This is a genomic window from Pseudomonas fluorescens group sp. PF-69, assembly GCF_054481235.1.
Map to the genome: position 1 here is coordinate 4,271,196 of NZ_JBTMNC010000001.1, position 19,957 is coordinate 4,291,152.

The 19,957-nt window shown below is 61.0% G+C and carries 22 protein-coding genes; 8 read left to right on the top strand and 14 right to left on the bottom strand.

Features of this window, described 5'->3' with window-relative positions; all coding sequences use genetic code 11:
• Positions 1 to 24: 24 nt before the first annotated feature.
• From ACX3YF_RS20110 to ACX3YF_RS20125, 4 genes are all read right to left on the bottom strand, one after another.
• Positions 25 to 1,638: an arylsulfatase gene (locus tag ACX3YF_RS20110; protein WP_130208910.1), complete on the bottom strand. Its 1,614-nt coding sequence runs from the start codon at positions 1,636 to 1,638 to the stop codon at positions 25 to 27.
• A gap of 274 nt (positions 1,639 to 1,912) precedes the next feature.
• Complete coding sequence (locus ACX3YF_RS20115) at positions 1,913 to 2,191, bottom strand: DUF3303 domain-containing protein (protein WP_130208909.1); 279 nt, start codon at positions 2,189 to 2,191, stop codon at positions 1,913 to 1,915.
• A 205-nt stretch (positions 2,192 to 2,396) separates the two neighbouring features.
• Complete coding sequence (locus ACX3YF_RS20120; RefSeq protein WP_130208907.1) at positions 2,397 to 2,936, bottom strand: phosphohydrolase; 540 nt, start codon at positions 2,934 to 2,936, stop codon at positions 2,397 to 2,399.
• Positions 2,936 to 3,337 carry a hypothetical protein gene (locus tag ACX3YF_RS20125; RefSeq protein WP_130208905.1) on the bottom strand — a complete coding sequence of 134 codons (402 nt, stop codon included), beginning with the start codon at positions 3,335 to 3,337 and terminating at the stop codon, positions 2,936 to 2,938. Before ACX3YF_RS20125 ends, ACX3YF_RS20120 begins: the two co-directional genes overlap by 1 nt.
• 143 nt (positions 3,338 to 3,480) lie before the next feature.
• Between ACX3YF_RS20125 and ACX3YF_RS20130 the strand changes: the two genes are divergently transcribed.
• Together ACX3YF_RS20130 and ACX3YF_RS20135 are read left to right on the top strand one after the other, a co-directional pair.
• A complete protein-coding gene (locus ACX3YF_RS20130) occupies positions 3,481 to 3,810 on the top strand; it encodes a hypothetical protein (RefSeq protein ID WP_103405421.1) in 330 nt (109 codons plus the stop codon).
• Between the two features lie 228 nt (positions 3,811 to 4,038).
• Complete coding sequence (locus ACX3YF_RS20135) at positions 4,039 to 4,455, top strand: organic hydroperoxide resistance protein (RefSeq protein WP_130208903.1); 417 nt, start codon at positions 4,039 to 4,041, stop codon at positions 4,453 to 4,455.
• Between the two features lie 90 nt (positions 4,456 to 4,545).
• Here ACX3YF_RS20135 and ACX3YF_RS20140 read toward each other — a convergent pair whose 3' ends face one another.
• The 5 genes from ACX3YF_RS20140 to ACX3YF_RS20160 form a co-directional block, all read right to left on the bottom strand.
• Positions 4,546 to 5,247 (bottom strand): VIT1/CCC1 transporter family protein, encoded by a 702-nt coding sequence (locus ACX3YF_RS20140; RefSeq protein WP_130208901.1) that lies wholly within the window; start codon positions 5,245 to 5,247, stop codon positions 4,546 to 4,548.
• A gap of 63 nt (positions 5,248 to 5,310) precedes the next feature.
• Positions 5,311 to 6,276 carry an FAD:protein FMN transferase gene (locus ACX3YF_RS20145; RefSeq protein WP_458974852.1) on the bottom strand — a complete coding sequence of 322 codons (966 nt, stop codon included), beginning with the start codon at positions 6,274 to 6,276 and terminating at the stop codon, positions 5,311 to 5,313.
• Entirely contained in the window at positions 6,266 to 8,446 is a 2,181-nt protein-coding gene (locus tag ACX3YF_RS20150) for a PepSY domain-containing protein (protein WP_458974150.1), read from the bottom strand. Before ACX3YF_RS20150 ends, ACX3YF_RS20145 begins: the two co-directional genes overlap by 11 nt.
• A gap of 25 nt (positions 8,447 to 8,471) precedes the next feature.
• Positions 8,472 to 8,942: a DUF2271 domain-containing protein gene (locus tag ACX3YF_RS20155; RefSeq protein WP_047530486.1), complete on the bottom strand. Its 471-nt coding sequence runs from the start codon at positions 8,940 to 8,942 to the stop codon at positions 8,472 to 8,474.
• 88 nt (positions 8,943 to 9,030) lie between these two features.
• A complete protein-coding gene (locus ACX3YF_RS20160) occupies positions 9,031 to 9,354 on the bottom strand; it encodes a PepSY domain-containing protein (RefSeq protein ID WP_130208897.1) in 324 nt (107 codons plus the stop codon).
• A gap of 132 nt (positions 9,355 to 9,486) precedes the next feature.
• On the opposite strand from ACX3YF_RS20160, the gene ACX3YF_RS20165 reads away from it, so the two are divergent.
• The 3 genes from ACX3YF_RS20165 to ACX3YF_RS20175 all read left to right on the top strand — a co-directional run bounded on the left by ACX3YF_RS20165 (position 9,487) and on the right by ACX3YF_RS20175 (position 11,949).
• Complete coding sequence (locus ACX3YF_RS20165; protein WP_130208895.1) at positions 9,487 to 10,146, top strand: response regulator transcription factor; 660 nt, start codon at positions 9,487 to 9,489, stop codon at positions 10,144 to 10,146.
• Positions 10,143 to 11,483 (top strand): ATP-binding protein, encoded by a 1,341-nt coding sequence (locus ACX3YF_RS20170; protein ID WP_458974151.1) that lies wholly within the window; start codon positions 10,143 to 10,145, stop codon positions 11,481 to 11,483. Before ACX3YF_RS20165 ends, ACX3YF_RS20170 begins: the two co-directional genes overlap by 4 nt.
• 205 nt (positions 11,484 to 11,688) lie before the next feature.
• Positions 11,689 to 11,949: a DUF2790 domain-containing protein gene (locus ACX3YF_RS20175; protein WP_458974152.1), complete on the top strand. Its 261-nt coding sequence runs from the start codon at positions 11,689 to 11,691 to the stop codon at positions 11,947 to 11,949.
• 44 nt (positions 11,950 to 11,993) lie between these two features.
• Here ACX3YF_RS20175 and ACX3YF_RS20180 read toward each other — a convergent pair whose 3' ends face one another.
• The 5 genes from ACX3YF_RS20180 to ACX3YF_RS20200 all read right to left on the bottom strand — a co-directional run bounded on the left by ACX3YF_RS20180 (position 11,994) and on the right by ACX3YF_RS20200 (position 18,138).
• On the bottom strand, positions 11,994 to 12,938 hold the full coding sequence (locus tag ACX3YF_RS20180; RefSeq protein ID WP_458974853.1) for a LysR family transcriptional regulator: 945 nt from the start codon (positions 12,936 to 12,938) through the stop codon (positions 11,994 to 11,996).
• Positions 12,939 to 13,001: 63 nt separating this feature from the next.
• Positions 13,002 to 13,952 carry an aldo/keto reductase gene (locus ACX3YF_RS20185; protein WP_130208889.1) on the bottom strand — a complete coding sequence of 317 codons (951 nt, stop codon included), beginning with the start codon at positions 13,950 to 13,952 and terminating at the stop codon, positions 13,002 to 13,004.
• A gap of 79 nt (positions 13,953 to 14,031) precedes the next feature.
• A complete protein-coding gene (locus ACX3YF_RS20190) occupies positions 14,032 to 15,504 on the bottom strand; it encodes an efflux transporter outer membrane subunit (protein ID WP_458974153.1) in 1,473 nt (490 codons plus the stop codon).
• Between the two features lie 19 nt (positions 15,505 to 15,523).
• On the bottom strand, positions 15,524 to 17,020 hold the full coding sequence (locus ACX3YF_RS20195; RefSeq protein WP_458974154.1) for a DHA2 family efflux MFS transporter permease subunit: 1,497 nt from the start codon (positions 17,018 to 17,020) through the stop codon (positions 15,524 to 15,526).
• A complete protein-coding gene (locus tag ACX3YF_RS20200; RefSeq protein WP_458974155.1) occupies positions 17,020 to 18,138 on the bottom strand; it encodes an HlyD family secretion protein in 1,119 nt (372 codons plus the stop codon). The genes ACX3YF_RS20195 and ACX3YF_RS20200 overlap by 1 nt, the downstream gene beginning before the upstream one ends.
• Between ACX3YF_RS20200 and ACX3YF_RS20205 the strand changes: the two genes are divergently transcribed.
• From ACX3YF_RS20205 to mug, 3 genes are read left to right on the top strand one after another with little or no spacing between them, the layout of a single operon-like run.
• Positions 18,137 to 18,337: a hypothetical protein gene (locus ACX3YF_RS20205; protein WP_448646960.1), complete on the top strand. Its 201-nt coding sequence runs from the start codon at positions 18,137 to 18,139 to the stop codon at positions 18,335 to 18,337. The two genes, ACX3YF_RS20200 and ACX3YF_RS20205, sit on opposite strands and share 2 nt — an antisense overlap.
• A 60-nt stretch (positions 18,338 to 18,397) precedes the next feature.
• The gene (locus ACX3YF_RS20210) at positions 18,398 to 19,024 is read left to right on the top strand and encodes a TetR/AcrR family transcriptional regulator (protein ID WP_103405407.1); all 627 of its coding nucleotides are present in this window, start codon (positions 18,398 to 18,400) and stop codon (positions 19,022 to 19,024) included.
• A complete protein-coding gene (mug, locus tag ACX3YF_RS20215; protein ID WP_130208880.1) occupies positions 19,017 to 19,526 on the top strand; it encodes a G/U mismatch-specific DNA glycosylase in 510 nt (169 codons plus the stop codon). The genes ACX3YF_RS20210 and mug overlap by 8 nt, the downstream gene beginning before the upstream one ends.
• The last annotated feature ends 431 nt before the right edge of the window (positions 19,527 to 19,957 follow it).

Genomic DNA, 19,957 nt, shown 5'->3' on the forward strand with positions numbered 1-19,957 from the left:
TCGGCCACCCGTGAATTCGACGCGTTACTTGGCCATCTCCGCCCTGGCTGCAGCGATCTTGGCCTTGACCGAATCGAGGTTGAAGCTCGCGCCTTTTTGCATGGGCGGGAACTCGATCGCGGTTTCAGCCAGTTTGGCCACCTGTTGTTGCACGAACACGAAACGCCAGAACTGGAATTTGAACCAGTCGAAGTACTGTTGCGAACCTTGGGCGGCCTGATTCTCCGGCCATCCCATGCGTTCGAACGGGTCGAGACGCAGATTGGTCAGGATCGGCACATCGACGGCCACTTTGGCGCCCATCCAGCCACCAGGCTGGTCGATGAAGCGATATTTGTAATCATCGATGCGTACCGCACCCAGGGCGCTTTCGCCGAAGTAGAAGATTTCATGCCGGTTCGACGGGCCCTTGCCGGTGATCATTGGAGTCTGATCGTAGCCGTCCAGGTGAACCTTGTAGGTGGTATCGCCCAGTTGCTTGCCTTTCAACAGTTCGGCGGAGATGTTCGGGTTGCCTGCCGCCGCGACCAGGGTCGGGAACCAGTCCATCCCCGACATGATGCCGTTGGCAATCTGATTGGCCGGCACCTTGCCCGGCCAGCGAATGATGGCCGGCACCCGGAACCCGCCTTCCATGACGGTGCCTTTGCCCATGGCAAACGGGGTGGTGCCGCCATCCGGCCAGGTGAAGTTTTCCGCGCCGTTGTCCGTGGTGAAGATCACGATGGTGTTGTCGTCCATGCCGTCTTTTTTCAGCTTGGCCATGACGTCACCGACGATATCGTCGAGCTGCGCCATGCCGGCTTCCTGTTCCGACCAGCCGTTTTGCGCGTTACGCATGGCTTCGTACTTGTCGGAGAGGTGAGTGACGATGTGCATGCGGGTCGGGTTGAGCCAGACGAAGAACGGTTTGTTGTCCGACTTGGCCTTGTCGATGAAGCTGAACGCCTTGTCGCGAATCTCCTCGTCGACGGTTTTCATGCGTTCCGGATAAAGCGTGCCGGCGTCTTCGATTTTCTGTTTGCCGACCTTGCCCCAGCGCGGCATGACCGTCGTATCGTCGGTGGTGGCGGCCCAGCTGTGGACCATGTTGCGTGGGCCGACGGTGTCCAGCAGTTCCTTCGGATAATTGGGGTGCGCCGGGTCTTCCATGGCGTCGAGGTGATAGAGGTAACCGAAAAACTCATCGAAACCGTGCACGGTGGGCAAGAATTGATTGAGGTCGCCCAGGTGGTTCTTGCCGAACTGGCCGGTGGCATAACCCATGGCCTTGAGGGTGGTGGCGATGGTCACGGCTTCGGCGGGGATACCCACCGGCGACCCGGCCTGGCCCACGGTGGTCATGCCGGTGCGGATCGGCAGTTCCCCGGTGATGAAGTTGGCGCGCCCAGCCGTGCAACTGGCTTCGGCGTAATAGTCGGTAAAGCGCATGCCCTCATTGGCGAGCTGATCGAGGTTGGGGGTACGACCAGCCATCATGCCCTGGTTGTAGACGCCGATGTTTGACCAGCCAATATCATCGCCCATGATCACCACGATATTCGGAGGTTTATCGGCGGCGTGTGCCATGAAGGGTAGAGCCATTGCAGACATCAGTATCGGTAGAGCGAACAGTGAGGATAATTGTGTCCGGTTCATGTCGAGATCCTGTGTACTGACGTGAGTACCTTGGAGCAGTCCCCCGACCACTGTGATTTGGGATCCCCCGCGAATGAGCGTAGGTATGAACTGCGAAATATCCAGTAATCAGTTGTGGTGTTTCAGGATGCTTACACGGATTTGAGAGGGTATTCGTCGCAGAATCTTTGGGCGATGCCGACGAGGGGCCTTGCCTTCAAGGCCTCGATCACGCGCACTGCGTGATGGGGAAGGGCTGTGGCGGCGAGCAGGGCCCGCCGCCTGGATAGCGCTTCTATTTTCCGACAGTGGCGGCCAGCAGCGGCGCCATCTGTTCATCGGTCAACGCTGCGTGGACTTCCATGCTCATGAGGTCGTTCCAGTTCAGCACCCATTGCTGAATCGGCACCACATCACTGGCTTCGGCAATGCCAAAGCCGGCCGAACCGCCCACGGCATGCCAGCGTCCCTTCATGGTGACGCCTGCCGGTGGAGCGCCGCCGGTCTTGAGAAAGCGCTCGATTGCGGCATTGCGGTTGTCCGGGCTGATCGACCAACTGACTATGAATAACATCGGCCACCTCCTGTTGCGGATTGGCACCGGTTTGCCTGGGCGGACCTGGTTGGCGCCGGGACCAGGGCCGCACGGGGGTTCCAGCTCCGTCCTGGCTGGTTTGCAACACGATCTCCCATGTGAAGGCATAGCAGTGGGCAGGGCTTCGCGTACGACCGCTGATCCTGTTTCGAAGCCTGTTCAAGGGCGGGACTGAACGCCTGTTTCACCAGCGCAACATGGGCAGCGGGCGCAGCGGGGAGCGGAGGAACTGGCGGACAGAGCGCTTGATCAGCATCCCGTGAAACCCGTGATCGGGAAAAGTCGTTTGCACGGTTTTGATGAATGCTCGTGGCAGACGGAAACGGACCCGGCCGAGGGATACGTCAATCAGGTCGGCCTGGCGGAAAGGCTCGACCGTTGTTGCATGCGCCAACCGATAGGGGCGCACTTTGTGGTGCTCGAGAATCAATGCACTCACGTGTTCTTTCAGATCTGAACGTTGCGTGGTGTCCAGGTATTCGCTGGCGAGGCGAATCGAGGGCGGCAGGTAATCGAGGGTGTTATCGGTCCAGATGCCCAGGTCGTGAAACGCCGCCGCGATCTGCACCGCGTCGCACGGCAGGCCCTGAATGCCGCTGACCGCGCTATAGAAATTCAACACCCGATAGACATGATTGCGATAGCCCTGCAGGTCAGTGCCGATCGCCAGCGCGAAGTCGGTGAGTATTTCGTCGGTGAGGGGGAATTCGAGAACGGGGTTCATCATGTATCCCGCAACAGGTCGTTGGCGTTGAGCAACTCGTAGGCGATTTCCGGGCGCTTTTCCATGGCGCGGCGGATCGCCGCCGGGATCGAGGCGCGGGTCTTGCGACACAGTCCCGGCAGTTCGCCCACCTGGATGGCGATACCACGCATGGTCCGCACCTCGTTGAAACCCGGGGCGATCTCCACGCGAATGCCCAGTTGCTCGAACATCCGGCGTTTCACGTGCTCCAGGTCGGTCAGGCTCTGCAGGTTTTCCAGGCGGTCGATCAGGCGTTTTTCTTCGGCTCGGGTCAGAAACAGGATGCGCACGTCCGCTCCCGGAGTTTCCAGCAACGGGTCGCGCCCGCAGTCACAGACACCGGGTGGGCAAGGTTGGCGGATCGGAGCAGAGGTCGTCATGGGGCTCAATCATAGAGCGACGGGGTCGGATTTGCCCATAGGGTGCCAGCGCAGTGCATTGCAGAAAAGGCATTATGCTGGCCCCCAAGTGCTTCGCCTGTCGCCAGAATCGCCGGATTTTCAGGTGGTTAGGTGGAGTGTAAATGCGCAATATTCGGATCGCGCTGATTTCGTTCGGCGTTGCAGGCCTTGCAATGTCTGCCCAGGCCAGGGAACTGATGCCCAATGATCGCTACATGTGCAGTTGGGGGGCGGGGACGGCGGCAAGAGCCCAGGAGCTCAAGTTGGCGGGGGTTTCACTGTATGCGGCGCGGCAGAAAATCCACTCGTACAAGTTTTCCAAGTCATGGATGCGCATGATGGCCATGGGCATTACCGAGCAAACCTACGACAGTCCTACCCGGTTCAAACCCGAGGCGGTGCGCCAGAGTTTTTACAACGACTGCGTGAAGTACAAGCTGGCGCGTAAATGACGGGGGAGGTGACTTCTGTCGGATCGGGCGTCTGGTTTTCCAGCGCGGTCTATATTGAAGGACCGGGTTCGTAGCCGGTATGCAGCGACCCCAGAATAGCGATAACCCTGTGGCGAGGGAGCAAGCTTCCTCGCCACAGGTCGGTATGAATGACGGGTATCAGGCCGCAAGGCCGTTTTTCTGATTCACCTGAAGGTGCATACACCACATTTCAATCAGGAGACCATCATGACCCAGCTCGACAAAGTACTGTACACCGCCAAAACCCACACCACGGGCGGCCGCGACGGCGCCTCCCGCAGTTCCGACGGCATTCTCGATATCAAGCTGTCGTCTCCCGGCGCGGGGGGCGGTGGCACCAACCCCGAGCAACTGTTTGCCGCCGGTTGGTCAGCCTGTTTCATCGGCGCAATGGGCGTCGCGGCCAAGGAACTGAAAGTTGCCCTGCCCAAGGACGTGGCCGTCGATACCGAAGTCGACTTGGGCACCAATGAAGGTGGCTACCTGCTTCAGGCGCGGCTGAACGTCAGCCTGCCGGGGCTGGACCGTGAAACCGCGCAGAAACTCGTGGACACCGGGCACAAGTACTGCCCGTATTCAAAAGCCACGCGCAATAACATCAATGTCACGCTCAAGCTTGTCTGAGTTGAAAAAGGGCCTTGGCGAGTGAAGGCCTAAAAAAAACGGCGCCCCCTTTGACCGGGGGGCGCCGTTTTTTCATGAAGGCATCGTGCGCTAGACCACTGCGCCGAACAAACGCCCCACCAGGGCGGTCACCCCCATGGCCAGAGCGCCCCAAAAGGTCACTCGCCAGGCGCCGATCATGACCCTGGCACCGCCAGCCCTGGCGGCAATGGCCCCCAGCGCGGCGAGAAACACCAGCGACATGAGCGCTATCCATAAGCCCACGCTGTGCTCCGGCGCGACAAAGGTCACGGCCAGCGGCAAGGCGGCGCCCGAGACGAAGCTGGCGGCCGAGGCCAGGGCTGCCTGCACGGGTTTGGCGGTCAGGGTCTCGCTGATGCCCAGCTCGTCTCGGGCGTGGGAGCCCAGCGCGTCATGGGCCATCAGTTGGTCGGCCACTTGATGGGCCAGTGCCGGTGAGACGCCCCGATGCATGTAGATGTTGGCGAGTTCGATGTGCTCGGCTTTCGGGTCGCTGGCCAGTTCTGCCCGTTCGCGCGACAGGTCTGCCTGTTCGGTGTCGGCCTGGGAGTGCACGGAGATGTATTCACCGGCAGCCATGGACATGGCACCGGCCATCAATCCCGCCATCCCGGTCACCAGGAGGGTGGAATGGCTGGCACTGGCCGCCGCGACACCGATCAGCAGGCTGGCGGTGGAGACAATCCCGTCGTTGGCCCCCAGCACGGCGGCGCGCAGCCAGCCAATTCGATCACTTCGGTGAGACTCGGTATGCCGGTGCATGAATTTCATCGTAGGGGGGACTCACTGTCAGGAGATGGATCAATACATAAGGCAGGACTTCGCCAGGCCGCTTCAGCGCGTTTCAATCTGCGCCTGTCGTTTGCCGCCGGCAATCGATATTTCCTTGAACTGCTCACCGTCGCGCAACACGAACAAGGCATCCATCCCGCGTTCTTGAGCGAGTCGCGGGCCTTCGATTTCACCCAGCACCATCAGCGCCGTGGCCCAGGCATCGGCAAGCATGCAGTTGGCGGCGACCACGGTGACGGCGGCGAGCGGGTTGCACAGCGGGGCGCCGGTCGCCGGATTCATGGTATGCGCATAAGGCTGACCTGCGACATCGACCCAGTGCCGATAGTCGCCCGAGGTGGCGATGGCCGCGTCGCCAAGCTCCATCACCCCCATCACTTCGCGCACGCCACGGTTGGGTTTTTCAAGCGCCACGACCCATGACTGGCCACCGGGTTTGACACCCCGGGCGCGCATCTCGCCATCGATGCCCACCAGGTAGTTCGTGATACCCCAGCCCTCCAGGCAACGCGCCAGCTCATCGACGCCGAAGCCTTTGGCGATGCCGTTCAAATCCAGGGTCAGCGGTGCGCGTTTGCGGACTTGATTGCGTTGCGGGTCCACCTCCAGCGCGGCACTGGCCGAGGTGCGGGTACACGGCTCCGGCGTTTCGAGGGGCTGTTGCGTGACGATCGGTTCGCCGGGACCGAATCCCCAGGCTTGCACCAGATCACCGACGGCGATATCGAAGGCTCCTCCCGATTGCCGGGCAATTCGCAGTGCCGTGGACAGCACCGTGATCAGCTCCTTGGGGACGGCTACCCATTGCTGTTCGGGCGCGGCATTGAGGCGATTGAGGTCGGAGTCCGGCTTCCAGGTCGACATTTGTTGGTCCACCCGGCTGACGGCGCGCGCCAGGCTGTGATGGATGGCCTCGGTCGACAAGTCCGGCTCTGCATAGAACAGGGCGGTGTAACGGCTGCCCATGGTCTCGCCGTTGAGGCTGTAGCGTTGCAGCTCAGTAGACATCTTCAAGGTAGCGTCCTTGTGCCTTGAGCGTCAGCACGCTCAGGTTGAGGGGGGCCAAGACTTCATCGAGGGCGTGCATCACGCCCTTGGCCATCTCGCGACTGCCACACACCAATACCTGGGCGCCTTTTTCGATCAGGCGACGCAAGGCCAGCGCATCGCTGATCAGCCGGTCTTGCACGTAGCTGCGATCCTGCACTTGGGAGAACGCGGCCTGCAACCGGGTCAGGCGTTGGTCCGCCAGGTAGCGGTTGAGCTCGGGCTCGTAGAGAAAGTCCGACGCCGGGTGGCGTCCACCCCAGTACAGATGCATCGGATGCCGGGCCTTGTTGTTGCGGATAAAACCGGCCAACGGCCCGATACCGGTGCCGGCACCGATCAGGATCACCGGTTGCTTGCCCGAGGCCGGCCGGAAATGCGGATTGGGCTGGATGAAGGCCTCGATCGGTGCGCCCTCGGGCAGCTCATGGAGGAAGCCTGAACACACGCCATTCGGGTGTTTGCGTACACAGATTTCCAGCATGCCGTCGTCCGAGTTGCTGGCCAGGGAATAGAACCGTGGCTCGGTACTGCCAGGCGGTACGATGCCCACCAGATCGCCGGCCTCGAAGCACGGCAGGTCGCCCACGGCCTTGAAGCGCAGGACGTGGGTCGGTGCGTTGACCTGTTGCCCGTAGGCGATGCGTTCCACCAGTTGCAATTGATGGGTGCGCGGGCGGTCGGGGATGTGATTGAGCGACAGCTCCTGGCCCATGACAGCGCTCAGTTTCTGGCCCCAACGGTTGAACTCCTGGGAGGACTGACGGTTGATGGTCTCCAGCGCCAGCAACGGTGTGCCGCCGGCCTGCAGCATCGCCGCTTCAACCTGATGAGCGAACTGGCAGAACCGGGCAAATTGGCGATCACCGAAACCCAGTACCGCAAACGGCAGGCCAGGCTTGAGGCCGTTCTTGGCCAGGCGCGCCAGAAACTGCGAGGCCGAAGCCGGTGCGTCGCCGTCGCCGTGGGTCGCGGTCAGGATGAACACTTGTCGGGCATGCCCCAGGTTGTTCGCATAACTGTTCATCGGCGCGCTGTGCACTTTGTGCCCGGCGGCGTGCAGGGTGTCGTGCAGGGTCTTGGCAAAGCCCCAGGTGCTGTTGCTCTCGCTGCCGACCAGAATCACGCTGTCGGCCGAATGGGCGGGGCTGTTGTGGCGGATGTTCGGGCCGGCCTTGCGGCGGCGCCACCACAACACAATCCCGGTAACGCTCATCAAGGGCACGCTCAGGGCGCAAACGCCGAGTAACAGGCCCAGCCACCAGAGGCCCTGCCCGGTGTGCAATTGGTAGATCAGTTCGTAGAGCGCGCGCGTCGAGTCATGGGCTTGATAGGACAGCAGAGCGCCGTTGCCTTGATCGACATAACCGTCCCCCTGGGCCGTGCGCAGGGAATACACATCCTGCGGGTTGCCAGGGCTGGGGTAGACCAGTTCGCGCAGGTCATTGAGGTCGACGTTGCGCAAGGCCGGCAGGTTGGCCACCGGCATGGCCGGACCGGCGCTGACATGGGCGGGGAACGCCGGTTCAATCGCGCTGCCGTCCGGAATCAATTCGAAAGTGGTGGCGCACAGAAACGTCCCGGTCAGCGCCGAGAGCATCAGGCCCACGAACACCAGACGCCCGACCTCGGCATGCCAGCGCTGACTGAAGTTGCCACGAATGGGTCGCAACAGGTTACGCCAGCCGCCCAGGCGTCGGGCCAGCAACAGCGCCCCGGACACCGACAGCAACAGCATGAACAATGCTCCTGCACCGGCCACACCGTGCCCCGGCGTACCGAGGAACAGCGAGCGGTGCAGGTCTTTCATCCAGCGTGAAAAGGCGGAAGGCTGGTAGGGCGCAAGGCCCTGGCCGGTCAGGGGATCGACCGTTTCGGCACCGGCCTGACCGTTCTGGTTGTAGTAGACGATCACGGTCCCGGACGCACTGCGTTGAATCTGCTCCACGCCGGAGAAGTGGCTGGCAACGCGTCCGGCCAGTTGGCCGACGTTGAGTTGGCCGCTGGCGACTGGCGCCTGATGCAGGCGTTCCAGGGCCGGGTCGACCGACAGCATGGCGCCGCTCAAGGCCAGAATCATGACCAACAGGGCGGCGATCAGGCCGGGTAGCGAATGGAGCTGGCGAAGCATGTTCAGCCTCCGGATCGGGCAGGTGCTACAGATCGTAGGTAAAGGACTCGACGTAGGTGCTGCCGGCTGCCGGCTTGCCGGCGCCTTTGGAGGTCAGCGGGACACTGACATCGGCGCGAACGTCACGCTTGTCTTCGACAGCACTATCAATTCGGATCTGGTAACCGGCATCGATCAACGTATCCGCCAGTTCAACGCTGACTTTGAGCGTGCGTCCGCTGCCGACGCTGGCACCGCTGACGCCGTCGAACTCGCTCGGGTTCATCCCGCTACCGCGGGCCCAATCGCCCAAGTGCTTGTAGTACTTGGCCTTTTTGCCGGCGACCCAGAGGGTTTTCTGGTACTGGCCATTGCCGTCGGTGACATAAATCGCCAGGTAAGCGCCATTACCGCTGTAGTCCTTGAGTTGAGTGGTCAGGGTGACCTCCCGGGCCTGGGCGAGGCCTGGCAGGGCAATGGCGCCGGCGAGGCATGTAGCTGCAATGATCTTTTTCATGGGAATGTCCTTTTGATCGTCTGGTCGAGAGCCTGAACCTGCTTGCTGACAGCAACCTGAAACCCGGGAATAAATGCTCGGCAGGTCGTCATTCGGTCACGGGGCGAGTGAGGTAATCCCCGCCATCGCCGTCGTCCTTGAAGCGGATCTCCAGCTTGCGCAGGTGCAGGGATGCCGGTGAGTAACTGGCTTCGATCGCGTTGCCCTTGCGATCCAGGCCCCGGATTTCGTAACAGCCGTCGTCGACCTTGATGCGCTGCACGCTCCAGCCATATTGCTGTTGAACCTGCTGTCGCAACGTTTCGCGCGGCTGCCAGTCGGCGACCGGGTCGCTGCAGTCTTCGTCGGCCACCGCATAACCACTGAGCGAAAGACTCAGCAGCACGGCACTGGCCATAAAACCTGATTTCATGATCTGTCTCCTGCCGTTGGCGGCGTCTGTGGCATACCCTAAAGTGCAATCCTGACAACCAGCTGAATCTTCAGATTCATGTCAGGTGCGGCGATTAAGGTGCTATACGTCAACCATCACAGGAGGTGCCAGATGCGGGTTTTATTGGTCGAGGATGCACCGGGGCTGGGGGATGCGGTGCGCGAGCAGATCGCCGACGATGGCCATGCCGTGGACTGGGTGCAGCGCCTTGAGCACGCGCGCAACAGTGTGCGCAGCACGCCTTATGACTTGATCCTGCTGGACCTGATGCTGCCCGACGGTCGCGGGCTGGATTTTTTGCGCCAGCAGCGCGCGGCCGGGGATGTGACCCCGGTGATCATCCTCACCGCCCAGGATCAGATTTCCGACCGCATCGCCGGTCTCAATGCCGGGGCCGACGACTACCTGGTCAAGCCGTTCGACCTGTTCGAGCTGTCCGCCCGCGTGGCGGCGGTGGCCCGGCGCTACAGCGGCAACCCCAACCCGCAAATCAAACTGGGCGAGCTGCAGGTCGACATCAGTGCGCGCACGGTGCAGCGAGCGGGCGTGACCGTGGACCTGACGGCGCGTGAATGGGCGTTGTTCGAGGCCTTCGTCCAGCGCCCCAGCGCGTTGTTGTCCAAGTCGCAACTCGAAGAGCGGCTCTATGCCTTTGGCGCAGAAATCGAGAGCAATACCATCGAGGTCTACATCAGCCGACTGCGCAAGAAACTCGGGCGTGACCTGATTGAAACCGTGCGCGGCATGGGTTATCGGCTGATGTCGGCATGAAGTCGTCAAGCCTGCAGAAGCGCCTGGGCATCGGCCTGACACTGGGCATGACCCTGCTCTGGCTGGGGGCGACGGTTAGCACCTGGCGGGTGGTGCAGCATGAGTTGAACGAGGCGTTCGACAGCGCGCTGGAAGAAACCGCGCAACGCATCCTGCCGCTGGCCGTGCTGGAAATCAGCAACCGGGAAGAGTCCCGCGATGCACAGCATGTCGCCCCGCTGAAAACCCACAAGGAATACCTGACGTACCTGGTACGCGATGGCAAGGGGCAGATCCTGATGCAGTCCCACGACGCCAACCCGGAGATCTTCAGCAAGCAGCCGGCGGAAGGTTTCACGACGACGGAAAAATACCGTTTGTACGGGGCCAGTGCGTTGCGCGAGACGGTGTATATCGAGATCGCCGAACCCCTGGGCCATCGTCGTGAAGCGGCGCGGGAAGCCTTGTTTGCCCTGTTGCTGCCGTTATTGGCACTGATCCCCGTCAGCCTCTTGGGCATCTGGTTGTTTGTGCGCATCAGCCTGCGCAGCGTGATGGCCTATCGGCGGGCCGTGGAGGCCCGTGGTGTCGGCGATCTGTCGCCGATCAAGGTGGCGCGCCTGCCGGCGGAAATCGATCCGCTGGCCGAAGCGGTCAATCATTTGCTGGAGCGTTTTCGCAAGGCCCTGGAGGCCGAGCGCAGCTTTACCGCCAACAGTGCCCATGAACTGCGCACGCCACTGGCGGCGACGCTCGCGCAGATTCAGCGCTTGCGCCACGAAGCGCCTGAAGGCCCCCTGCGGACGCGGGCGGCGAAGATCGAAAACTCGTTGCGCGAATTGGCGCGGCTGTCGGAAAAACTCATGCAACTGGCCAAGGCCGAGGGCGGCGGGCTGTTGTCTGAAACGCCGCAGGATCTGATTCCGCTGCTGGCCCATGGGGTCGATGAGTGGAACCACAGCAGCGGGGGCCGGGTCGAGTTGCGGCTTCCAGCACAGGCCAGCGTGTATGCGGCCATCGACCCGGATGCCTTCGGCGTGTTGCTGCGCAACTTGATCGAGAACGCACTGAAGTACGGCGCGGCCGATCAGCCGGTTGAAGTGAGTTTGTCCGAGTCGGCGCTGCTGCGGGTAATCAATGGTGGCCCGGCCGTGCCAGAGCCGGTGTTGCAGCGCTTGACCGAGCGATTCGTGCGGGGCAACAGCGAGGCCAGCGGTTCAGGGCTGGGGCTGGCGATTGCCAGGACCATTGTCGAAGGGGTCAACGCAAGAATGGTGCTGGTCTCGCCTGCGACGGGCCGGCCGGATGGTTTTGAAGTGTGCGTCTGGTTACCCGTGGTGGCGCCGCTCGAAGGTTGAGCTGAAAGCGGGCGTTTGAGTGGCGAACTCTACTTCTGTGCGGTGGCGCATTATGCGCAATCTGACAACAGTGTATGTCCGCAAGGCAGCTATTTAGGGGAGCGGTAAACACTTAGCATCGTCTCTACCCGCTGTACCAAGGGCGTAGATGGCCCTTGGTTCGCGAGGTCCATACAAACATACCTGGAACGAGACGGTGAACATCATGAACCTGGCAAAAGTTGCGATTTTTATGGCCCTTGGCGGCCTCGGCGCGCCGGCCTTTGCGGGTCAAACCCCTGCAACGGCCACACCTGTCGAACCCTACACCTACTCAACGCCACTCGACATTCACAAGGTCATTGCCGTGACCGATATCCCGAATGACTGTGGCCCGGTTCCGGCGCAAATGACCTACGAAGACTCCAGCGGTCAACGCCACGTGCTGCAGTATCAAGTGATGGGCGCTGGATGCTCGAACGGTTGAGTGGGGTGCAGACGATGGAGGGTCGACACTCCATTGCGGCGGCACTAGCCAAACCGATGTTCTGATTGGCTGGCGATTTTTTCATCGGCTGCCAACAAGTCGGGGATGTGGTTTTTAAGAAACTCCACCCAGGTCTTTATTTTCGCGTCCACGTATTTTCGTGACGGGTAGATGGCAAACAGACTCAACGCTTCGAAGTGATAGTCCGACAGTACGCGCACCAGCGTGCCCGCCCTGAGTCCGGCGACGGCGGAAGCTATAGGCTGAACACCGATACCCATTCCGGTGGTGAGGGCGACAGTCATGGCATCGGCGGTGTTGACGTGAAAGGACGACTCGGGCGTATTGATCGTCTCCATGCCTTCGGGCCCCTCGAATACCCAGTTTTCAACCGGCATGACCGTGTTGACGATTCTCAGACAATCATGAGCATGAAGCGCACCCGGCGAGTCGGGCGTTCCGCGTTTGTTCAGGTAGGCCGGCGACGCGCAGAGAATGCTGTAAGTCGTGCCAAGCCGCTGAGCGACAAACCCCGAATCGGGGAGGTCCCGCGCCAGCACAATCGACATGTCATAGCCTTCTTCAATCATGTCCGGCAGCCGATTGGTCAGTGTCAGATCGAACAATACCGAAGGATGAATTTCCCTGTACCGGGCGATCGCGTCGATCACGTAATGATTGCCGATGGCTGACATCGCATGAATTTTCAGCCTGCCCTTGGGATCGACTTGCGCGATGCCGGCTTCTTCTTCGGCTTCACGGATCTCTTCGAGGATTTTCTCGCAGCGCTGCAAATAGCGGGTCCCGGCTTCGGTCAACGCCAGGCGGCGGGTCGTGCGGTTGATCAGGCGCGTGTTCAGCCTGGCCTCCAGGCTGGAAACCGCTTTGGAAACGTTAGTCGTGGTGGTGTCCAACAGCAGCGCCGCCGCGGTAAAGCTGCCGCTCTGGGCGACCGCCGTAAAGAAGCGCATGGTCTGGAGAACATCCATCGTTTTCACCTCACAGAAACGTAAAAAAGGGCGGCCCGGCACCGGGCCGCCCCTCGTCGCGTGTTACTTCTTGCGCGGGATGAATCCCGGCACGCCGGTTTCCACCACCGAATTGAAGCGTATCCGCGTCGTAATATCCTCACGGATTTCATGCATGGCCCGATGGGGCAGGGTTGCAATATCAAAGTTCTCGCGAATATGGCTCAGTGTTGCAGAGGTGGTCAGAAAAGCGACGCCGCGCTGTACCGACCAGGCCAGTGCGACTTGCGCCGGGCTCTTTTGCAGACGCCGGGCGATGCCGGTAATGACCTCGTCTTCCAGTACGTTCGGCTCCATGCCATGGCCCAGTGGCGCAAACGCCAGAACGATGATTCCGTGGGCCTGACAGAATTCGAGCAGTTCCCATTCGGGCAGATAAGGGTGGGACTCGACCTGCACCACGGCGGGCTTGATCCGTGCCTGGGCGACGATCTCTTTTAAGGCTTGCAGGGTGATATCGGACAAACCAATGGACTTGCACCGGCCTTCATCCACCAGGCGCTCCATTGCCCGCCAGGTCTCTATCAGCGTCACGCCGCCGTCGTAGATGACATGCCCGAATGCGTCTCGTGGGTCCTGGTCGTCGCCGGGCTGGAAGGCAAAGGGCGTATGAATGAGGTAGCAGTCGATGTAGTCGACTTGCAGGCGCCGGCAGCTGGCCTCGAACGCGGGCAACACCCGCTCGGGACGATGGTTGGTGTTCCACAGTTTGGTGGTGATGAACAGGTCTTCGCGCCGGGCCTTGCCTGTCTCCAGAAACGCCTTGAAGGCCACGCCGGCCATTTCTTCATTTCGATAACGTTCCGCGCAATCGAAATGGCGAAAGCCTGTTTCCAGTGCGTGTGTGATCGCCTGGGTGGTCACGCCCAGATCCTTGAACAAGGTACCGAAGCCAACGGCCGGCATGTCGCCGGAGCCGTTGACCAGGGGGAACCGGGTTTCGCGAAGTGCATCGAAAATGGGTTCGTAAGACATGTCTCTACTCCAGTGCCTGGGGCCACGGCCGCATGGGCAAGTGACCACTCGTGTAAGTGTTCGTGAATGCGCGGCGGCGCTACTGGTATGAAGGTTTTCGTTCGTCGCGAGAGGCCAGTCGTTGCTCGAACACGCCAACGGAATTACCGCCGAGCGCGACAAACAAACGCACGGTGTCGAGGTATTGCGCGGTCTTCACCCGGATCTGTCCCAGCAGCGCCTGTTCATAGGCACGCTCCGCTTCCAGTACCTGGAGGATGCTGTTCTCGCCTTGCGCATAGGCTTGCTGGTTCAGGCGGAAACTGGTCTCGGCGGCTCGCAGTGCATCTTCCTGGGCGAGGTTTTCCTCGGCGTCGTGGTTGATGGCCTGCAAGGTGTCCGCGACCTGGCCGAACGAGGTGATGACGGTCTGTTGGTAGCCGGCGAGCGTTGCCTGATAGCCATCAATCGCAGCCTGACGCTCAGCCTTGAGCGTGCCGCCATCGAAGATCGGACCGGCGATGCCTGCGGCAAAACCCCAGAGCGCTGCGCCGCCGTTGCCCGAAGCGGCCTGCGCCAGTGACGCGGACAGCGTGACATGGGGATAGAGGTTGGCCGTGGCCACGCCAACGGCCGCATTGGCGATATGCAGTTCGGCCTCCGCCTGCAGGATGTCCGGCCGGTCGTGGGCCATTTCCGAGGGCAAACTGACGGGCACGCTGGATGGCAAGGCGAACTCGGCAAGATCGAAGTCCGGCGCGATCCAGTCAGCGGGGCCTTTGCCGGTCAGGACCGACAGCGCGTGGCGTGCCGAATCGCGCTGCTGGGCGAGGGGTGGCAACAGCGTGCGGTCCTGAGCGAGCCGGGTTTCGGCCAGCGACACATCGATCTGTGTGGTGCTGCCATTGGCGTGGGCCATGCGCACCAGTTCGAGGTTCTTGGTGTCGTTGGCCAGCAGTTTCTCGACGGCACGCATCTGCGCGTTGGCCGAGGCCACCAGCAACGCCTGGCTGGCGACATCGCCGGTCAGGGTCAGGTACGCCGCTTCGTAGCGATGCTTCTGCAGATCGGTGAAGGCTTGCTGTTCTTCGACCTGGCGCTTGTTACCGCCGAACACATCGAGGTCGAAACCCACGTGCGGGCCAATCGCGTAGAAGTTGGAGATCGAAGGCTCCTTGGCATTGTGCGTCCGTGCGCGGCCCGCCTGGGCACCTAAATCGACTTGCGGATACAGGGCGCCCTCCGCCGCGGCGACGGAGGAGGCGGCCTGGCGGATCGTTGCGTCGGCGGCCACCAGTTCAAGATTGCCGTCGATGGCCCGGCGCACCACCTGATCGAGTTTTGGCGAGCGAAAGGCTGACCACCACTCACCGCCGACTTTTTTGCCGAGTTCGATGCGCTGTTCACCGGGCTTGTTGCCGCCCTGGCCAAGACGCTGTTCGGCCTGTTGGTCATAGTGCTGCGAGGTGCTGGGGTCAGGGGATTTGAAGTCAGGGCCGACGGTGCAGGCGGACAGGAAGATCAGGGTCGACAGCGCACTGATTTTCGTTGGGAACAGATGACGGGATTTCATTTGGCACACTCCACGAAAGCTAGTGGGTCGAAACGGGTTTGCGAAGAAAGACAACCAGTGGACTCACCACCAGCATCACCACCATCAAAATCTTGAACTGGTCGATCACGGCAATGAACGCGGCCTGGCCGGTGATCATTTCGTTGAGCCCCGCCAGCGCCGGCAAGGGGGCCGACACCAGCGAATGCGCGGCGGCGCGATAAGGCGTCAGGTTGCTGGCCAGCGCCATGTGCATCGCCTGGGTATTGTTGAAGAAGTACAACTGCACGACCGCAACGCCCAGGGTGCTGCCATAAGCGCGCATCAGATTGAAAAAACCGGTGCCTTCCGGGCGAAACTTGGGATCGAGGGTGTTGAACGCCACTTTGCTGATCGACGGCATCAGGATGCCCAGGCCGATGCCCTGGATTGCCCCGGCAATTGCCACCGGCGACCAGTCCATCAACGGCGAGTAACCGAGCATCATCCCGTTGGCATACGCCACCAGTGCAATGCCCGCCGCAACGAACAGGCGCTGGTCGTATCGGTCGGAGTAACGGCTCATCAAGATGAACGACCCGACAAGCCCCGCACCGCGTGGCAGCGTCATCAAGCCTGTGGTGACGGGCGGATAGCCGAGTATTTCGTCCAGCATTGGCGAGGTCAGCGCCATGGTCGACAACAGCACGAAGCCAAGGGCGAAAAAGATCACCGTCGACAGCACGAAGTTGCGGTCCTTGAGCAGGCTCTTGTTGATGAAATGCACCTTGGTGGTCAGCACGTGCACGACAAACAGGTACATCCCCAGCACAAAGGCGATCGCTTCGATCCAGATTTCGGTTGAGGCAAACCAGTCCAGACGCTCACCCCGGTCGAGGAGCATTTGCAGGCCGATCATGCTCAGGGTGAAGGTGCCGAAGCCGAAGAAGTCATACGGCGGTTTTGTCTCGGCCTTTTTCTCCGCCAGCAGCAGTGCCACCACCAGAAAGATGAACACCGACAGCGGAATGCTGGCGTAGAACATCGAGCGCCAGCCGTGGTATTCGCTGAGCCAACCGCCGACCGTCGGGCCGGTGGCAATGCCCAGGAGCACAACGGCGGTGAACACCGCGCCAAATTTCGGCCGCCGTGCCGGTGGCAGCGTCTCCAGGGAAATCCCCATGGAGAGCGGCCCCAACACGCCGCTGGCAATGCCCTGAACGATCCGCGCGCCGACGAATTCCAGTGGCGTCGTTGCAGCCGTGGCGAGCCACAAGCCCACGATGAACAGAACGATCGCGGCCTGGTACACGAGCTTCACGCCAAAGCGCCCGGCAAGCCACTGTGCAAGCGGCAGGGTGATGGCGCTGGCACCGAGGTACGCGGTGAATATCCACCCGGCCTGGTCGTCGGTCATCGACAGGCTGCCCTGGATAAACCGCAGTGCCGAGTTCGGCAAGGGCAGGTTCGCCGACTGCATGTAGGTCGCCAACAGCGCGGCGAACCTGAGCGAGCGCGCACCACCGTCCTGCGGGGTTGCAATCGCGTTGGCGTTCATCAGGAGTTACCTGCGGTCAACAGTGCTTTAAGCGGCTGCCACCATGGCGTGCTGTGGCCCGTGTCGACCTTGACCGTGGCGCTGGTGCCGGAATACAGCGGCAGGTCAGGGTTCACTTCGTCCAGTTCGAGACGAACCGGCACCCGCTGGACAACCTTGACCCAGTTACCGGTCGCATTTTCCGGCGGCAGCAGGGCGAAGTCCGATCCGGCGCCAGGGCTCATGCTGGTGACGTGGGCCTTGAACAGGTGATCAGGGTAGGTATCGATGCGAATGGTCGCTTCCTGGCCGGGGCGCATATGGGTGACTTCCGTTTCGCGGAAGTTGGCTTCCACCCAGATCTCGTGATCGGATATCAGCGCAAACGCTGGCGCACCGTTGTTCACATAGTTGCCGACCTGCAGGTCATCGACCTTGGCCACGATGCCGTCATCCGGCGCATACACCGTTGCGTAGGAGAGATATAACTGCGCTTCGTCGAGCTGCGCCTTGGCTTCGCGAACGGTCGGGTGACTGTCGGCATCGATGTTGGGGTTGCCGTTCAAGGCGACCACGGTGCTGGCGATCTGTTGTTCGATGGAGGCAATGCGCTGACGTGCGACTTTAACGTCGGTATCGGCGCGTTCGTAAATGGCACGGGAGACGAACTCCGAGGCCACCAGCGCCTTCTTCCGGGCAAACTCTCGCTGATCGAAATCGGCTGATTCCTTGGCCGATTGCAATTCAGCCTGCTGTTGCCGGTAGCTGGCCTTGAGCCCGTCGATGCGCAGCCGTGCCACGCTCAGCTGTGCTTCGGCACGGTTGACGGCAATCTGGAAGGGCTTGGGGTCGATACGGAACAGCACCTGGCCCTTGTGAACCGGCTGGTTGTCCTCGACCGCGATTTCGATCACTTGCCCGGAAACCCGTGCGTTGATCGAAGCTTTTGCCACCCGGGCGTAGGCGTTGTCGGTCGAAACGAAAGGCTGGCCGGCCATGTAATGGGTGTAACCCGCTACCGCGAAGAGGGCGGGTACGCCGAGCATCAGCCATGGGCGCAGTTTTTCCCTGAGCGGCTTTTTGACCGGTCCTGGGTGTTCAATGGCTTGGGAAGCCGGGATGTCGAACTGTTTAGTCATGATCGAATACACCTTTAACCGGGAAATCGGGCTAACAGCTGCAAAAATCGCCTGTGGCCCTGACGTTAATAATTGCCGTGAGAAAGCCAACCGGTGGGCAGTGGGGAGGGTGGCTCCGCTGCCGCTGTTTCGTCGCCGCAATACCCGGTTCGAGCTTCGCTTCAACAAACCTGACGCCGAGGAACTTTTGGTTCCTTAATTTTGTGCGATGGTGTAAGAATATCCCTGCACTCACCTTCATTCAAGGATTTTGTACGACATGGCACAAAATAAAGTTCCAGAGGGAAAAGGCCGGGGCCGGCCTCGCGCCTATGACCCGCAGACAGCGCTGCAGCAAGCGCTTGGTGTGTTCTGGAGCACCGGTTATTCCGGCGCTTCGCTCGACAGCATCGCCACTGCGGCAGGCATGAATCGCCCAAGCCTCTATGCGGCGTTCGGCGACAAACACTCGCTGTACATCAAGGCGCTTGAGCAGTATTGGGAGTTCGCCGTGGCGTCCATGCACGAAGCGTTGACGGACCCCGCACTGACCTTGCGCGAGGCGCTGACGCGGTTTTATGAGGGGCAGTTGTCGATTTACTTTTCGGGCGAGGGCCAGCCCCGTGGCTGCTTCGCCATCGGCACGGCGACAACCGAAGCGGTGGAGGACCCGGAAATACGCGACGTTCTTTCCGATCGTCTCAGCAGGCTCGATGCCGATCTGGAAGCGCGTCTGCGGGTGGCCATTGATCGCGGCGAATTGAAAAGCGATGTCGACACCGGAGCCCTTGCCGTTCTCGCGGCGTCCCTTCTGCACAGCATTTCGATTCGTGCCCGGGCGGGCAAATCCCGCGAGGAGTTGACGGAGCTGGCACGCAATGCGGTCAGCGTGATCTGCGGTGGGTGAAGGACTTGAAGATATTCTGGCCGAACACCTTGCCGTGATTTTCTGCGGGATCAATCCAGGCGTGACGGCCGCCACCCAAGGGCATCATTTTGCGGGTCGCGGCAATCGCTTCTGGCGCACACTCCATCTCGCCGGTTTCACGCCGCAGGAGGTGCGTGCGGAAAACGACCGGACGATCCTGCAGTACCGATGTGGTTTGACGGCGGTGGTGGAACGGCCAACGGCGCGTGCCGATCAGCTGTCCTTCCATGAGTTCACTGCGGCCGCTGCGGCCTTCGAGCAGAAAATCACGCGCCATGCGCCACGATTCGTGGCGTTTCTCGGTAAGGCGGCGTATTGCGCATTATCGGGCCAGCGAGACGTTGCCTGGGGGCTCCAACCCAAGACCTTCGGCAATGCCGCGGTCTGGGTTCTGCCCAATCCCAGTGGCCGAAATCTCGCGTTCACCCTCGATCAACTGGTGGAGGCGTACCGTCAGCTCAAATTGGCATCAGGTATATGAACCAGGCAAGGAGCTCCGCGTCGGTTTTCCGCCGTCCACTCCGCCGACGAACGTAACAGGCTTTGACAGGCGGGAGATGGCATCGAACAGTGGGGTTTCTACAGGCCGTAGTGAGGGGTAAAGGCAACTTTTTGTGGCGACTTGAGCGTTATCGCTTCTCATGTAACCTACGGAAATCTTGATGTTTGTTTTCGAAACCATCGCTAACTTTCGAGAAGATAACAATAAAGTTATTTGAGAGCGTTTCTTGTTGCTGAGGAATGCTCGAGGTGGGGCGATGGCCGGGCAAACAGTTCATTTGTCTGGCGACGGAGCAGTTTGTTCTGTCGATTATTTGACGCCATTCTCCCTCGGTTTTTATTTATATTTATTATCGTGACGAGCTATTGACGTACTGGCTATGTGCTTATACGCTCAATTCAAGCCGAAGA

Coding starts and splice junctions, on each gene's coding strand:
- ACX3YF_RS20110 (WP_130208910.1), bottom strand. CDS start 1,638: ATGAACCGGACACAATTATCCTCACTGTTCGCTCTACCGATACTGATG.
- ACX3YF_RS20115 (WP_130208909.1), bottom strand. CDS start 2,191: ATGTTATTCATAGTCAGTTGGTCGATCAGCCCGGACAACCGCAATGCC.
- ACX3YF_RS20120 (WP_130208907.1), bottom strand. CDS start 2,936: ATGAACCCCGTTCTCGAATTCCCCCTCACCGACGAAATACTCACCGAC.
- ACX3YF_RS20125 (WP_130208905.1), bottom strand. CDS start 3,337: ATGACGACCTCTGCTCCGATCCGCCAACCTTGCCCACCCGGTGTCTGT.
- ACX3YF_RS20130 (WP_103405421.1), top strand. CDS start 3,481: ATGCGCAATATTCGGATCGCGCTGATTTCGTTCGGCGTTGCAGGCCTT.
- ACX3YF_RS20135 (WP_130208903.1), top strand. CDS start 4,039: ATGACCCAGCTCGACAAAGTACTGTACACCGCCAAAACCCACACCACG.
- ACX3YF_RS20140 (WP_130208901.1), bottom strand. CDS start 5,247: ATGAAATTCATGCACCGGCATACCGAGTCTCACCGAAGTGATCGAATT.
- ACX3YF_RS20145 (WP_458974852.1), bottom strand. CDS start 6,276: ATGTCTACTGAGCTGCAACGCTACAGCCTCAACGGCGAGACCATGGGC.
- ACX3YF_RS20150 (WP_458974150.1), bottom strand. CDS start 8,446: ATGCTTCGCCAGCTCCATTCGCTACCCGGCCTGATCGCCGCCCTGTTG.
- ACX3YF_RS20155 (WP_047530486.1), bottom strand. CDS start 8,942: ATGAAAAAGATCATTGCAGCTACATGCCTCGCCGGCGCCATTGCCCTG.
- ACX3YF_RS20160 (WP_130208897.1), bottom strand. CDS start 9,354: ATGAAATCAGGTTTTATGGCCAGTGCCGTGCTGCTGAGTCTTTCGCTC.
- ACX3YF_RS20165 (WP_130208895.1), top strand. CDS start 9,487: ATGCGGGTTTTATTGGTCGAGGATGCACCGGGGCTGGGGGATGCGGTG.
- ACX3YF_RS20170 (WP_458974151.1), top strand. CDS start 10,143: ATGAAGTCGTCAAGCCTGCAGAAGCGCCTGGGCATCGGCCTGACACTG.
- ACX3YF_RS20175 (WP_458974152.1), top strand. CDS start 11,689: ATGAACCTGGCAAAAGTTGCGATTTTTATGGCCCTTGGCGGCCTCGGC.
- ACX3YF_RS20180 (WP_458974853.1), bottom strand. CDS start 12,938: ATGGATGTTCTCCAGACCATGCGCTTCTTTACGGCGGTCGCCCAGAGC.
- ACX3YF_RS20185 (WP_130208889.1), bottom strand. CDS start 13,952: ATGTCTTACGAACCCATTTTCGATGCACTTCGCGAAACCCGGTTCCCC.
- ACX3YF_RS20190 (WP_458974153.1), bottom strand. CDS start 15,504: ATGAAATCCCGTCATCTGTTCCCAACGAAAATCAGTGCGCTGTCGACC.
- ACX3YF_RS20195 (WP_458974154.1), bottom strand. CDS start 17,020: ATGAACGCCAACGCGATTGCAACCCCGCAGGACGGTGGTGCGCGCTCG.
- ACX3YF_RS20205 (WP_448646960.1), top strand. CDS start 18,137: ATGATCGAATACACCTTTAACCGGGAAATCGGGCTAACAGCTGCAAAA.
- ACX3YF_RS20200 (WP_458974155.1), bottom strand. CDS start 18,138: ATGACTAAACAGTTCGACATCCCGGCTTCCCAAGCCATTGAACACCCA.
- ACX3YF_RS20210 (WP_103405407.1), top strand. CDS start 18,398: ATGGCACAAAATAAAGTTCCAGAGGGAAAAGGCCGGGGCCGGCCTCGC.